The sequence below is a fragment of the Tabrizicola piscis genome (assembly GCF_003940805.1).
In the GTDB taxonomy this organism is placed as follows: domain Bacteria; phylum Pseudomonadota; class Alphaproteobacteria; order Rhodobacterales; family Rhodobacteraceae; genus Tabrizicola; species Tabrizicola piscis.
In genome coordinates this window covers 1-13,444 of sequence record NZ_CP034330.1, presented here as the reverse complement: position 1 = coordinate 13,444, position 13,444 = coordinate 1, and the positions used below count along the sequence as shown (strand labels likewise).

Genomic DNA, 13,444 nt, shown 5'->3' with positions numbered 1-13,444 from the left:
GGGACAAAACTTCAGGATTGTGGGACAGTCTGGTTGTCCCCCTTTACCAGTGATACCCAGTTTCTTCGAAATGGATTTGGGGTAGAGGGGCCCCCTGCCAACGTCACGCTTGACAGAATCGGATTGGTGGACGCAAATGGCCAACATGCGGGGAAGAGCGTTGACTTAGCGTCTTTGCCCCCAAGAGCCCGACCAGGGCCATGAGTGACCGAGGCAGACATGAGCGCGAAAGCGACCATGGCGATGGACAGGAGACAGACATGCAGCTTCCCCGGCCTATCGGGCGCGAGGCCGCGTCGCGCAAATACGATATCCTGTCCGCGCTCATGGCCTTCGCCTTGTCCAGGGACAAGCACATCCAGCGACAAATCCTGCGGATAATGGCGCTGATCACCACGCGGTACAATTGGCAGCGCGACGAGCTGACGATGGGGCAGGGGGAGATTGCCCGGCTGTGGTCGGTGGACGAGCGCACGGTCAAGCGTGAAATGGCGCGGCTGCGGGCGCAGGGCTGGCTGGTTCTCAAGCGGCAGGGTGCGCGCGGCAGAGTAAGCGTTTACGGCATGAACCTGAACCAGATGCTGGAGGACACGCGGTCCGCCTGGCCCCTGATCGGCGACGATTTCGTCAGCCGTCTCCAGCCAGCTGAGACGCCAAAGCATGCAGTGTCAAATGTGGTTTCCCTTCGCACGGTTCACGTGGCTGACGGTGATGGTTCTCTCTGGTCCGCCGCACAGGCCTGTCTGCATGCCGAGGATGCCGCGATATACGGAGCGTGGTTCCAAGCTCTTGCCGATGCCGGTGTCGATGCGAACGCTCTTACACTTGCCGCCCCGACGAAATTTCACGCCGCCTACGTCGCAAGCAACCTTAAGGAAAGGCTGTTGTCCGCGGTTCGTCGGATTGATCCGACTGTGCGCGACGTTCGGATCGTCGCGTGAACGTCTTGCGGCGTTAATCTTGGCAGGAATAGGCGCGCAGCCAACGGTCCACTGCCCGGACCACGCGGCGGCGCCTTGCATCAGGGTTTGACCTGGCGCCCAAGCCCAGGAACTTCTGTTCGATCGTCGCAAAGCCCTGCCAGAGTGCGATCAGATCCTCGGCCGCGACCAATGGATCTGCGTCCTCGATCTCGCCCCGCTGCATCGCTTCGCGGATCAAGCGTGCAAGGCTTGCACGAATGCGCCCCGGGCCTGCATTGAAGAACCGCTCGGCCAGACCCGGGCGGCGCGGCGCCTCGAGTGCCAGAACCCGGTCGAAGGCGGCGAGCTCAGGGCGTTCCAGAAAGCCAAGGAGTTCGGCTCCGAAGGCGACAAGTTGCTCGGTGAGCGTTGCACCCTGGGCGCTCAACTGGGCCACACCCCGTTCCATAGCCTCGGCTTCGCGTTCGACGACGGCCTCGAACAGCCCCGTCTTGTCCCCGAACCCTTTGTAGATGGTCACCTTGGACACGCCGGAAGCGCTTGCGATGCCCTCAATCGACACCCCTTCGACGCCATGCGCGAAGAAGAAGTCGCGGGCGACATCAAGAATGTGATCGCGCTTGTGGAGATCGACAGGACGTCCCGGACGGCCGGCAGAAGCCTTCACGGCATCGATTGCGTTTGGTTCATTCTTGCTCATGACCTGTCCACCATGGGCGGAGTTGCTTGGGAAGGCAACGCGGGACCCGTGGAGTGCGGCCCCTTGATCGGGTTAGGGCGACAGGACGCGCAGCTTGACCCGGTCAGTGGCCCCTTTTGCCAAAGTCCCAGGGACGCAACGCCCGCGGGCCAAGGCGCAGGTTGTCGGAAATCGGCTGGCACGCCGGCCAGGGCAATGGTCCGCGTCGTTCGATCGTCAGGTCATTCGGCTGCGATCTTCATTGGCGGTTCGGGTTGCAAGGGGTTTTCTCGGGGAGAATGGGACTGAGTGGGCGTCGTCGCCTTTCGGGCGCGCGGGGCGACCAGACGCCAGGCGGAGGGCGTGAACAGGAACGCAATCAGCGTGGCCAGCAGCAGGCCGACCACGAAGGTCTGCGCGAAGGGTGGCCAGAACTGGCCCGGCACCAGCATCAGCGGCACGAAGCCGCCGGCAGTCGTGATGGTCGTGGACCAGATATGGCGGCTAAGCGGGCCGGTAAGGATATCCACCATCGCCGCGGCGTCGCCATGCCGGGCGGCTTCGTCTTCGCGGAACTCTGAAAGGATCATGATGGTGGCGTTGATCGCCACACCCACGAGACCCATGATCCCCACGATGATGAGGAAGCCGAAGGCGTGGCCGGTGAACCAGAGGGCGAGGAATCCGATTCCGAGCGTCTGTATTCCGGCGAGCAGCACGACGGCCGTCGCGCGGAACGAGTTGAATGCAAGCGCCACCGTTGTCACCATCAGGACAAGAAGCAGGGCGACCGAGGCGAGCAGCGCCCCCACCGCGTCGCCCCGGGTTTCCGCTTCGCCACCAACCTCAAGCCGGTAGCCCGGCGGCAGGGCGAAGCCAGCCGCATCGAGTGCTGCCTGAAACCGGGCGAGGACCGTGCTTGGGATGGCGTCTTCGTCGATATAGCCGCGCACGATCTGCACCCTCTCTCCGTCGAGCCGTTGGATACCGCTGTAAGAGGGGACGAGTTCGCTTGTCGCGACAGCCGAAAGCGGCAGGCCGATGGCGGCCCCTTCGCGCGTGGAGACGGTCAGCGGCAGTGTGCCTAGGAGGTCAGGGTCACTGCGATAGCGGTCGGGAAAGCGGACGGTGACCGGCACCTGCTCGGTCCCTTCCAGCAGGAACCCCCCCGTACGCCCGGCAAGCGCCGCGTCCAGCTGTCCGGCGACCGACGTCAGGTCAAGGCCGGCCAGACGGACAGCCGCCTCGTCAATGGTCAGGCGCAGGTTGGGCTGGTTTGTGGTCACCAGAGCGCGGGCGTGCACGACCTGCGGCACGCTGCCCATGATCGCGGCCATCTCTTGCCCAAGCGCGGCCAGTTGCGGCAGCTCGGGCCCCACTATGCGCATTTCGATCGGAGAGGCCACCGGCGGGCCAAGATCGTAGCCGAAGATGAGAATCTCGGCACCCGGAAACCCGCGGTCGAGGATCGGTTGGAGCGTGGCGAGCAGCGTCTCTGTCGCGACCTCGGAGGTAGTGTCGATGATTCCTTGGGCGAAAGCCGGGTTGGCGCTTTCGCTGCTGATGACGTTGTAGAACTGTGTTGGCGCGGATTCGCCAATGTACCACGCCGTGCGGCGGATACGCTCGTCAGCACGCAGCGCTTTGTCCAACTCCCGCGCTGCCGCCTCGGTGGCAAGGATGCCGGTCGCCGGGGGCATTCGGAGTTCGATGTAGAACTGGTCGCGGTCCGTCGGCGGGAAGAATACCTGCGGTACCGTCGGCATGGCGACAAAGCCGATGACCGGAAAGGCCAAGGCGAAGGCCGCCGTCGGCAGGGGCCAACGCAGGGTTAGCCCGATGAGCCCCCGGAAGGCGCTCGTCAGGGGCGCAATCGCGATCCCCGTGTTCCACCAGCCCTGCGATTGGACCTGTGCGCCATAGATCAGCGGCATGACCGCCGGGACGAAGTACAGCGCGACGGCATAGGACGATACAAGCGCAAGGATGACGGAGAGTGCGAGCGGCCCGACGAACTCACCAGCCGGGCCGGGCAAGAGCACGATGGGCATGAACGCAAGAACCGTCGTGACCGTCGACGCCGCCAGCGGCGCCCAGAGGGAGCGCAGGGCGACGAACACCGCCTGTGCCGTTGCTTGGCCGCGGGCGATGCCATCCCGGATCGCGTTGGTGGTGATGATGGCGTTGTCCACCATCAGCCCCAGCGCGACGATCATCCCGGTGATGCTCATTTGATGGATGCTGATGCCCGTGAACCGGAAAAGACCAAGCGTCAGCAGCGCAGTGATCGGGATGGCAAGGCCGACGACCACCGCCGCCCGCCACCCCATCGTCACAAAAAGCACCGCCACGACGATGATAAGGCCTTGCACCAGGCTGTTGACCACGTTGCTGATGCGCGCCGAAGTGTAGCCCGCCTGCTCGAACACCACGTCGATCGCCAGCCCCTGCGGAGCCTCGGCCTGCATCTCCTCGATGACGGCGAGTGCCCTTGGAACCCAAAGATCAACACGCTGGTTGGGTTGCATCCGCGAGCCGACGCTGACGGCTGGGGCGCCGTCGATGAATGCCAGTTCCGGTGGCGGATCTTGCAGCCCGCGCTCGATTGTGGCGAGGTCGGCAAGCGTCAGGAACCCCCCGTCCGCTGCCGCGACCGGAACGGACCGTAACCGGTCCATACTGTCGAAGGCTCCTGCAATCTCGACGATGATCCGCGTGTCGGTGCCGTTCAAGTCACCTGCCGCAGACCGTGCGTCTGCGTTGGCCAGCGCGGCCGCCACGGCGTCGATGCCAAGACCCGCCGCAGCCAGCGCCGCGGGATCGACGGTCACCTGCACCCGTTCGGCCCCGGTGCCGTGCAGCGCCACCAGTTCGGTGCCGGGCACGCCGCGCAACCGGTCTTCGAGTTCCAGCGCATAGCGCCGCAGGATCACCCGGTCGGGCGGACCCTCGGCCGTCCAGCGTACGGCTGCGACCAAGGTGTAGGCGTAGCCGCCTTCGTCATCGAGGATGGGTGTCCCGGCAGTGGCCGGCAAGAGCGGCGCCACATCTGCCAGCTTGTCACGCACCCGGGACCAGACGGCTGCCGTGTCCGTGATGGTGTCAAGCAGAGTGATCGAGATGAGCGACGTGCCCGCGCTTGAGGTAGAGCTGACACTATCCACCTGTGGCAGTGTGCGCACCTCATCCTCGATCACCTTGGTCACCAGCGCCTCCACTCGGGCGGCATCGGCGCCGGGCTGAAGCGTCAGGATCGTGGCGCTGCGCGACCGGATGACAGGGTCCTCCAGACGCGGCAGCGTCTGAATCGCGCCAAGGCCAAGCACCGTCAGAAAACCGACCGCGAGGAACAGGATGCGGGGATTGAACAGGAACGACCGGATCACAGGCCTTCTCCTTCCGATGTCGGCTGGATGGAGACGGTCTGGCCCGGCGCCACGCGATGCGCCCCGTCGATGATCACGGGGGTGTCCGCATCAAGCGTCCCGCGCACGAACGCCCGACCGTCCGCAGCGTGCAGGATAGAGACAGCCGCATCGGCGACCGTGCCGTCCCCGCTTTGCGGATCGACGACGACGGTCCGCAGCGCCCACAGCCCCCTGACCCCGGGCATCAATGCCGCGGTAGGCACCCAGTATCCTTCAGCATCGACCCGGTTGGTGATGACAAGATCGACGGTCTCTCCCTCGGTCACCTCGGCACCGGGAGGCAGTGCCACAATGACCGTCGCCGTGCGCGTGCCGCCTGCGATTTCGGGCACGACAGTTCTTACCGTGCCCGCGACCTGCGCCTGCCTCAGGCGGAGCATGACGGTCTGGCCAACCGACAGCCGACGCGCCTCGGTCAGCGGCAGGCCCACCTGCACTTCAAGCGAGACGGCATCCAGAAGCCGGAGGATGGGGGTTCCGGGCGACACGACCGCGCCGGGTTCGGCAAGGCGGGCCACCACCGTGGCCTCGAAGGGCGCGCGAAGGGCCGCAAGATCAAGATCGATTGCAACATTCGCCAGCGCTGCTTCGGCCGACGCAAGGCGCGCGGCCGCCCGGTCGCGGGCACTTTGTGCCTGATCGCGGGTGACGGCGGCCGTGGCACCACTGGCGGTCAGACGGACCGCGCGCCCCAGATCGCCTTCTGCAAGCGCCAGCGCCGCGCGCGCCTCGGCAATCGATGCCGTAAGTTCGGCCTGCCGGGCCAAAAGGCGGTCCCGGTCAAGCTCTGCCACCACCTCGCCTTGCGCCACACGATCTCCAAGGTCGGCATGCACCGCCATGACCCGTCCCGCCTGGTCGAACCCCAGATCGACCGACCTTCGCGCCGCAACCAGACCGGTGAAGCTGCGCGTCAGGTCGTATCCGCTTTCCGCCGCCGGGCGTGCGACGCTGACCGGCACGGCGCGGGTGACCAATGCACTTTGCTGTGCGGCTTGCGCTTCCGCCGACCGCTTGTGGATGGCGAGCGCGACAAGGATCACCCCAGCAGCAATCGCCCCAAGAAGCGCCACATTCACCGTACCCCTGAGCAGGCCACCGCGCTTGCGCCGCTTGACCTTGTCGTCGGGTTTTTCGTTCGCCATGAAGACACCTCCTGCGCACAGCAGAATAGCATACGCAATCGTTTCGTAAATGGATTAGAGAACGGTAGCGTTTTTTGCGTGGTTTCGCCGCGGTGTTCCGATTCAGCGTCTCAGGTACTGGGCTGACGGCCGGACGAGCGCACTTTCGCACGTCGTTGATCGGGACTCTGTCGAAACCAAAAGCACACATGTCGGCCGCGCTGCGTGAGCGCGCCGATCATATCCTTCTGATATTTTAAGATTCATTTAATGACGCCGCACCTTCATGGCAGAGGTCGGCGTTGCGGCGTACAGCATCCGAACCGCGACCGCCGCCTCCTGCGAGGTTTGTGCGTTTCAGAACCCGTGCAGCCGGTCGGCCCATTGCCAGCCGATCATGAGCCCCTTGATCCGGGGAAGGAGCATCAGGCTGCCGGCCACAACCACGGCCGTGATCGACAGCGCCGTCTCCATCGGTCCGAAGTCGCTGTAGACAATCATGAAATGCAGCATGAAGCCCGCGATATGGCACATCAGCAGAATCGTGAAATAGGCCGGGCCGTCATCGGCTTTCTGCGCGGTAAAACTCTGACCGCAGACGTCGCAGGCGGGGGCAACCTTCAGGTAAGAGCTGAACAGCCGACCTTCACCGCAATTCGGGCACCGGTGCCGCAACCCATGCCGCATCGCGACTTTTCTCTGGCGTTGATCGTCTTGCACGGCAGCCTCCTAGGATTGATTGGAATGTAAGCAATCAATCCATGCAGTCAATAGCCATGGCTGCGTCCAATCAACTCAGCCGATCCGTGACGATCCGGGCGATCACCCGCCCGCGGGAGTCAAGCGTTGCGCTGTGTCGATTGGGGCAAAGCGGGTCGCGCGACAGCCGCGCCCGCACCGGTTCTCCGGGGTCGACATTGCCCAGAAAGACGATCTTGCGCGTTGTCAGCATGTTTCTGGCGAGGTCCGGGCATAGCGCCCACTCTGCCCGGTCCACCAAGGCCGGATAGTTCGCGCAGTAAAGCAGCCCGGCGGCGTTGAACTCTGTCGTCGGGCAGGGGGTCACCTCTGCCTCCAGCGCCAGAGCCGGAATGCCCTCCTGGCGATAGAGCCGTGTCGCTTCTTCGGCAAAGCCGTTGTCCGCGCCCGGCTCCATCGCGGGAAGGTCCAGCACGCCACAAGGCTGCGCCCGCCGGATCTGCGCATTGCCGCCGTGGCCATGGCGCACAAAGGCGGTGATCAGCATCACCTCGGCAAAGGCGGTGGCATCAATGGCAAGACGGTGGAACGAGATGAGCCGAGTCGCCGAAAGGCGCTGCAGGCCTGAGGTGATGGTCAGGACCGCACCGGGCCGGGCCAGTTCGGGCTGCAGAATCCGTTCCGAAATCGCACAGAAGGCGGCATAGACCGGCGCGCCGGTGGCATCGTGGAACACCGCCGCCCGCTGCCCCATCGCTTCGGCGATCTGCCGCCAGTGCACATCGCCCAGATGGCGCAGAAGCCAGCCCTCTGACAGCCCATGCCAGCCGCATTCCGCCATGCCAAGGCGACGCTGCTCGACGGTGTCGCCGTGCGGAAAGGTCTCGTGCTTCATTCCGCAGCCTGCGCCCCGACTTGGGCATTGGCCGCGATCTGCTGCGCCAGATAGCGCGCATCATCGTCTATTCCCAGAAACCGGCCTGACCCCCAGGTGTTCAGCCAGCCCAGGCCGATGAAATACAAGCCCGGAGCCTGCGTCACCCCGCGCCGGTAGACCGGGCGACCTTGGGCATCAAAGCAGTCGGCCTCCAGCCAAGCGTAATCCGGCCGGAACCCGATGGCCCAGATCACCGAGGTAATCCCCAGCGCGGCGCAGTCGATTTCCGTCACCTCCTGCTCGGGTCGCCACACTTTCTGAAACGGCGGCTCGACCGGGGCGTCGATCCCCTGCGTCGCGATCCAGGCGTCAATCTGGTCGCGGATCCCGCAATAGCTGCGGTCGGCATCGTCGAGGTTCTTTTCCAGATCCGGCAGGAACTGCAACGCGGTGCCCTTGGCCCCCGCCAGCGAGCCATAGAGATGTACTCCCTCCAGGGCGAACTTGCGCAGGTCGATCTCTTTGCCGCCGTCGCGACCCGACATGTAATGGTTGGTCTGCGTCAGGGCCTTGTTCGGGTCGGGGTGCTTGTCGATCGTGATCGCGTAATGGCCCATGGCATGCAGCCAGTCGGTCGCATCGCGGCCACGGTACTTGCGTGGGCTGCGCGGTGCCGGCCCGACCGCCAGATGCACGTCGCGCCCTGCACGGTGAAGATCCTCCATGATCTGCACGCCCGATTGCCCGGTGCCCACGACAAGCGTGCCGCCTTCCGGCACTTGCGACGGGCGGCGATACGCGACCGAATGCATCTGCATGACCTCGGGCGCGATGGCGCTGGCATAGGGTGGCACGATGGGCTGATCGTAGCCGCCGGTCGCCACGACCACTTGCCCCGTGGTCCAGACCCCCGCTGTGGTCTCGACCCGGTAGCCGCCCTCTGCCAGCGGCGTCACCCGCGTCACCGACACGCCCTCGTGCAGCGGCGGGTCAAAGCTGGCGCTGAACCCGTCCAGATATTCCACGATCTCGTCGCGCAGCATGAACCCGTCCGGGTCGTCACCCTGATAGGGAAATCCGGGCAACCGGCATTGCCAGTTCGGCGTGACCAGGCAGAAGCTGTCCCAACGGTTCTCCCGCCAGGACTGGAACCGGCGGTATCGTTCGAAGACAACATGCCCGATCCCGTCCCGGGTAAGATACCAGCTGACGGAAAGACCGGCCTGCCCGCCGCCGATGATGACGACAGGAATGTACGGAACGGCGGTGTCATGAACACGCATGGGCATGGCTTTCATTGAAGGGACAGGCAGATGACGCGCGCGCCATTTTGGGTATAGCGGCGGGCCTTGGTCTCGATCCGGGCCAACTGGTCCATCGCGCTGGAACAGGCAAAGCCGTATTTGGCCGCCACCCGGTCCGAGGCCTCGATCAGCCCGGCACGGGCGCGCGCCACGAAATCATCAAGCGGATAGCTTTGCCCCGCGCTCAGATGCTGGTGGATGATGGTCGAGGGCGAATAGCACTGCTCTTCCACCCCGTCCGGCCAGCGGATGTGAAAGATCACCTCAGGCATGATGCGCCTCTTGCACCGGTTGGCCCCGACCCAGCGCCAGATAGGGACGCGCCTGCCAGTCCCAGAACGTCGCCCGCGCGTCGCCCTGCACCAGATCAATCGCAGTCCCGGATGTGGCATGGCCGATCACCGAGGCCGCCAGCCCACGGTCGGCAAAGCGGGCGCAGACCTCGTTCGCGGCCGACGGGCTTACCGACAGCAGGAAGCCAAAGCTGGGAAAGGCCCGCAGCCAGCGCGCCACATCGGTCACGGGGGGCATCGGCAGCCGGTCAAGATCAATCTCGAACCCGCAGCCGGAACATTCGCCCAGCATCAGGCTTGTCCCGGCAATCCCGCCCTGACTGATGTCCTTGCCCGCCCGGACCAGTCCGGCCTCGGCCAGTTCGGCCAGCAAGGCAAGATCACCGCGCAACCGGGCGGCAGGCGCATCTGCGGCGGCAAACCAGTTGTCAAACCGGGGCCGCCACGCGCCACGCAGATCAATCGCCGCGATCAGCAGATCACCCGGCCTTGCGGCAAAGCTGGAAATCAGCGCCTGCGCCCGACCCGTCACCGCGACCGAGAGGTTCAGCGCGGGCGCGCGCAGGTTGGTGTGGCCACCGACTATCGGCACGCCATAGGCCTGTGATGCGGCAAGCATCCCCTCCAGCACCGGGGCCGCCGCAGCGGCATCGGGGGCCCAGAGCATATCGGTGATCGCGACGGCCCTCCCGCCCATGGCTGCAATGTCTGACAGGTTCACCATCACCCCGCACCAGCCGGCGAACCACGGATCATCCGCCACAAACGCCGGAATGAACGCCTCGGCGGCGAACAGGTCCCAGCCGCCCTCGGGCCGGGGCAGGGCGGCGGCGTCATCGCCGGGCTGGCCCACGCTCGCGCCGGTCAGACCCAGGGCACGGGTTGCGCCGGAGATATCCAGCTTTCCCAGGATCGACGGATGCGCGGCCAGTTCGCTGGCAATGGTGGCGACAGTCATGGGGTGCGCTCGACCGGGCCGGGGGCCTTGAGCTGCCAGCCGGCAACCGGATCCTTGATCGGGGCATAGTGCGCCAGACTTGCCAGCATATGCGCATGCGGGCGGCCGTGCAGATCTACCTTGGCCTCCACCGCCCAGTGCAGGCGCCGGAAAAGCACGACGTTCTGCTCCTGCACAAGGGCGTGAAACTCCACCGCGCCGCGCGCGCGCGCTGTGCCGACTGCAAGCCGGATCAGTTCCGACCCCAGCTTGCCGACCCGGCGCCACTCGGGCGCCACGGCCAGCCGCGAGCCCCACCAGATGCCGGGCGTCGGCTCATGGATCCGCACCGTCCCCGCCACCCGGGGCCCGCCTGCCGCATCCTCGGCAATGGCGACAAGGGGCAGGGCCATATCGTCAATCGCGTCGCGGTCATGCCCCGCAAACAGGCCTTGCTCCTGCACGAACACCCGTTCCCGCAAGGCTGCGGCACCCGCCTGCATCCACGGCTCTGCCGCGGCGCAGATCCGGTAGCTTTGCAGAAATTCGGACTGTGGCGTCAGATGTGTCATGCCACCCTCAACTTTTCATAGGTGGACAGGGCCGAGCAGGCCCCGCATTTGCCGCAGCCCGCCTTGATGTCGCTGGCCTGCATCCGGCCATCGACCGTCATCTGCGACAGCGGCTTCAGGATCGAGGCCATGAAGCCGGCTGTGGGGGCCGGGTGGCTTTCCAGCGGGGTGCCCGAGATCGGCACGAAGGGCACGACAAAGGGGTAGACACCCATCGCCACCAGCCGCGCCGACATGTCCAGAATGGCCTCGGCGGTATCGCCAAGCCCGGCAAGAATGTACGTGGAGACTTGCCCGCGACCGAACACCTTTACCGCCGCTTCAAAGCTGCTGAAGTACTTCTCCAGCGGGACCGACGCCTTGCCCGGCATGATGCGCGCCCGCACCTCTGGCGTGACCGCTTCCAGATGCATGCCCAAGGTGTCGACGCCAGCGTCAAACATGCGCTGGTGCCAGATGTCATCCTCTGGCGGTTCGCACTGTGCCTGGATCGGCAGGTTCACCGCCGCCTTGATCGCCCGCGCGCTGTCTGCCAGCACCTGCGCGCCGCGGTCTGAACCTTTCGGGGTTCCGGTGGTCAGCACCATGTGCTTGACACCATCCAACTCGACCGCCGCTTTGGCGACTTCGGCCAGTTGCGCCGGAGTCTTGTGGGCAATGGTCCGCCCCGCGGCAAGGCTCTGCCCGATCGAGCAGAACTGACAGGTCTTCTTGCGGCTTTCATAGCGGATGCAGGTTTGCAGGACCGTCGTCGCCAGCACGTCCCGGCCATGCAGGACGGCGATCTTGGAATAGGGGATGCCGTCTGCCGTGGTCAGATCATAGAACCGGGGGCGGTCGGGAAAGCGGATGCGCCCGACCTCTACCCCATCCCGCACGACCCGCGCTTCGCCTTGCGTGCCGTCCGGCGCGTCGATGACATAGGGGCTTTGGAAGGCGGGTGCGGTATGCACTGGCACCATCACCGTCTGCCCGGCCAGCGTCACCGCCTTGTGGTCGGAGGGCCCGGCACCGCCCCTGCGGCTTTCATGCCCGGCTGACGGGTCCACAAGGCGCGCGCCCCGGGTCTGCAGCTCGTTGATGAGATCCGCGTCAAGCATCACTTGGCTCCTCGATGTCCATAGGTTCGTTGGCCCACTCCTCACGCGGAACGGCTGGGCGCGTGTCATGCAGCAACCGCAACAGTTCGGGCCGGGCGTAATGCCCGACGCTGTCCATCATCCGCTTGCGCTTGGTGATCAGCCGCATGTCCAGATCGGCGATCAGGATGCCCTCGCCGCTGGTCAGAGGCGGCACCGCATGGCGACCTTCCGGCGTGATGATGCAGGTCATGCAGCCGTCACGCAGGCCCTTTTGCAGCTTGGGGTCAGGGTGGATCGAGGCGATCTGCTCTTCCGACAGCCAACCCGTCGCGTTGACGACAAAACACCCCGCCTCCAGGGCGTGATGACGCATCGTCACTTCGATCTGCTCGCCGAAGATTGGCCCGACAAGGCTGCCCGGAAAGTGCGAGGCATGAATTTCTTCGTGCTGCGCCATCAGCGCATAACGGGCCAGCGGATTGTAATGCTCCCAACAGGCAAGCGCCCCGACACGGCCTACGGCGGTCTCTACCACCTTCAGCCCGGCGCCATCGCCTTGGCCCCAGACCATCCGTTCGTGATAGGTCGGCGTGATCTTGCGCCGCTTCAGGACCAAGGACCCGTCCGCATCAAAGATCAGCTGCGTGTTGTAAAGCGACCCATGGTCGCGCTCGTTCACGCCAAGCACCACCACCATGCCGCGCTTGCGGGCGGCTTCGGCAACCGCGCGGGTCTCGGCCGATGGCACGACGACCGCTTCTTCGTACAGCCGCAGATGCTCCGGCCCCTGTTGCACAGGCGGCAGCACAAAGCTGAAGTAGGGGTAGTACGGCACAAAGGTTTCGGGAAAGACGACAAACTCTGCCCCTTTGTCCGCCGCATCGGCAATCGCGTTCAGCACCTTCTCCATGGTGCCCGCGCGCGAGGTCAGGTCTGGCGCGATCTGTACGGCAGCGGCGCGGATGACCGGCTTGGGGGGCATGGCATTCTCCTTAGGGCAGGGAACGGCCCGCCTTGTCCGGCGGGCCGGGCGGGTTCAGACCGTCCAGGTGTCGATGATCACGGCGTTGGCCTTCTTGTGCAGCAGGATGCAGTCCAGCACGTCCTGCGGCATGATCGGCGTGATGCCGGGGATCAGTGCGGGTTCGCCCGAGCCGTACAGCGCCTGCAGCGCGAACCGGCAGGCATAGACCTTGCCGCCCTCGGCCATGAACCGTTCGAGGTTCTTGTTGAAGTTCTGATGGCCCGGAAACGCCTCGTCGCCAATCTTCGGGAACCCGCGCTGCACGCCAAGCAGGACCCCGGGGCCATAAAGCAGGATCGAGGTTTCATAGCCCTTCTTGTTCAGACGGATTGCGTTCAGGATGTTGACCAGCCCGATCGAGCCTTCGAACGCCATGGTATGGAAAGTGACCAGCGCCTTTTCCCCCGGCGCGGCCTTGACGTCTTCGAACACCTTGCTTTCGTAATCGACGAAGTAATCGCCGGGCTTGTGGGCTTCCTTGGTGACTGCTGGCATCTGCCTC

General features: G+C 65.2%; 13 protein-coding genes. 1 reads left to right on the top strand and 12 read right to left on the bottom strand.

The window, feature by feature from the left end; translation table 11 throughout:
- The first annotated feature begins 260 nt into the window (after positions 1-260).
- The gene (locus tag EI545_RS21025) at positions 261-941 is read left to right on the top strand and encodes a hypothetical protein (protein ID WP_125327916.1); all 681 of its coding nucleotides are present in this window, start codon (positions 261-263) and stop codon (positions 939-941) included.
- A 13-nt stretch (positions 942-954) separates the two neighbouring features.
- Here EI545_RS21025 and EI545_RS21020 read toward each other — a convergent pair whose 3' ends face one another.
- From EI545_RS21020 to EI545_RS20965, 12 genes are all read right to left on the bottom strand, one after another.
- Complete coding sequence (locus EI545_RS21020) at positions 955-1,623, bottom strand: TetR/AcrR family transcriptional regulator (RefSeq protein WP_125327915.1); 669 nt, start codon at positions 1,621-1,623, stop codon at positions 955-957.
- A gap of 221 nt (positions 1,624-1,844) precedes the next feature.
- Positions 1,845-4,988: an efflux RND transporter permease subunit gene (locus tag EI545_RS21015; RefSeq protein ID WP_125327914.1), complete on the bottom strand. Its 3,144-nt coding sequence runs from the start codon at positions 4,986-4,988 to the stop codon at positions 1,845-1,847.
- The gene (locus tag EI545_RS21010; protein WP_125327913.1) at positions 4,985-6,175 is read right to left on the bottom strand and encodes an efflux RND transporter periplasmic adaptor subunit; all 1,191 of its coding nucleotides are present in this window, start codon (positions 6,173-6,175) and stop codon (positions 4,985-4,987) included. The genes EI545_RS21015 and EI545_RS21010 overlap by 4 nt, the downstream gene beginning before the upstream one ends.
- A gap of 336 nt (positions 6,176-6,511) precedes the next feature.
- On the bottom strand, positions 6,512-6,874 hold the full coding sequence (locus tag EI545_RS21005) for a DUF983 domain-containing protein (RefSeq protein WP_245990453.1): 363 nt from the start codon (positions 6,872-6,874) through the stop codon (positions 6,512-6,514).
- A 70-nt stretch (positions 6,875-6,944) separates the two neighbouring features.
- Complete coding sequence (locus EI545_RS21000) at positions 6,945-7,748, bottom strand: Pnap_2097 family protein (RefSeq protein WP_125327912.1); 804 nt, start codon at positions 7,746-7,748, stop codon at positions 6,945-6,947.
- A complete protein-coding gene (locus EI545_RS20995) occupies positions 7,745-9,019 on the bottom strand; it encodes an MSMEG_0569 family flavin-dependent oxidoreductase (RefSeq protein WP_425471660.1) in 1,275 nt (424 codons plus the stop codon). The genes EI545_RS21000 and EI545_RS20995 overlap by 4 nt, the downstream gene beginning before the upstream one ends.
- 5 nt (positions 9,020-9,024) lie before the next feature.
- A complete protein-coding gene (locus EI545_RS20990) occupies positions 9,025-9,306 on the bottom strand; it encodes an MSMEG_0570 family nitrogen starvation response protein (protein ID WP_125327910.1) in 282 nt (93 codons plus the stop codon).
- Positions 9,299-10,285, bottom strand: a complete 987-nt coding sequence (locus tag EI545_RS20985) for a sll0787 family AIR synthase-like protein (protein WP_125327909.1) — start codon at positions 10,283-10,285, stop codon at positions 9,299-9,301. Before EI545_RS20985 ends, EI545_RS20990 begins: the two co-directional genes overlap by 8 nt.
- A complete protein-coding gene (locus tag EI545_RS20980; protein ID WP_125327908.1) occupies positions 10,282-10,836 on the bottom strand; it encodes an MSMEG_0567/Sll0786 family nitrogen starvation N-acetyltransferase in 555 nt (184 codons plus the stop codon). The genes EI545_RS20985 and EI545_RS20980 overlap by 4 nt, the downstream gene beginning before the upstream one ends.
- Positions 10,833-11,936, bottom strand: coding sequence for an MSMEG_0568 family radical SAM protein (locus EI545_RS20975; protein WP_125327907.1), 1,104 nt, complete (start codon positions 11,934-11,936; stop codon positions 10,833-10,835). The genes EI545_RS20980 and EI545_RS20975 overlap by 4 nt, the downstream gene beginning before the upstream one ends.
- Entirely contained in the window at positions 11,929-12,900 is a 972-nt protein-coding gene (locus tag EI545_RS20970; protein WP_125327906.1) for a Nit6803 family nitrilase, read from the bottom strand. Before EI545_RS20970 ends, EI545_RS20975 begins: the two co-directional genes overlap by 8 nt.
- Positions 12,901-12,954: 54 nt before the next feature.
- On the bottom strand, positions 12,955-13,437 hold the full coding sequence (locus tag EI545_RS20965) for an MSMEG_0572/Sll0783 family nitrogen starvation response protein (RefSeq protein WP_125327905.1): 483 nt from the start codon (positions 13,435-13,437) through the stop codon (positions 12,955-12,957).
- Between the last annotated feature and the right edge of the window lie 7 nt (positions 13,438-13,444).

What these genes read in the sequence shown, in the direction of transcription:
- EI545_RS20970 (WP_125327906.1), bottom strand. Translation starts at nt 12,900, where the DNA reads ATGCCCCCCAAGCCGGTCATCCGCGCCGCTGCCGTACAGATCGCGCCA.
- EI545_RS21020 (WP_125327915.1), bottom strand. Translation starts at nt 1,623, where the DNA reads ATGAGCAAGAATGAACCAAACGCAATCGATGCCGTGAAGGCTTCTGCC.
- EI545_RS21010 (WP_125327913.1), bottom strand. Translation starts at nt 6,175, where the DNA reads ATGGCGAACGAAAAACCCGACGACAAGGTCAAGCGGCGCAAGCGCGGT.
- EI545_RS20980 (WP_125327908.1), bottom strand. Translation starts at nt 10,836, where the DNA reads ATGACACATCTGACGCCACAGTCCGAATTTCTGCAAAGCTACCGGATC.
- EI545_RS21025 (WP_125327916.1), top strand. Translation starts at nt 261, where the DNA reads ATGCAGCTTCCCCGGCCTATCGGGCGCGAGGCCGCGTCGCGCAAATAC.
- EI545_RS20990 (WP_125327910.1), bottom strand. Translation starts at nt 9,306, where the DNA reads ATGCCTGAGGTGATCTTTCACATCCGCTGGCCGGACGGGGTGGAAGAG.
- EI545_RS20995 (WP_425471660.1), bottom strand. Translation starts at nt 9,019, where the DNA reads ATGCCCATGCGTGTTCATGACACCGCCGTTCCGTACATTCCTGTCGTC.
- EI545_RS20985 (WP_125327909.1), bottom strand. Translation starts at nt 10,285, where the DNA reads ATGACTGTCGCCACCATTGCCAGCGAACTGGCCGCGCATCCGTCGATC.
- EI545_RS21000 (WP_125327912.1), bottom strand. Translation starts at nt 7,748, where the DNA reads ATGAAGCACGAGACCTTTCCGCACGGCGACACCGTCGAGCAGCGTCGC.
- EI545_RS20965 (WP_125327905.1), bottom strand. Translation starts at nt 13,437, where the DNA reads ATGCCAGCAGTCACCAAGGAAGCCCACAAGCCCGGCGATTACTTCGTC.
- EI545_RS20975 (WP_125327907.1), bottom strand. Translation starts at nt 11,936, where the DNA reads ATGCTTGACGCGGATCTCATCAACGAGCTGCAGACCCGGGGCGCGCGC.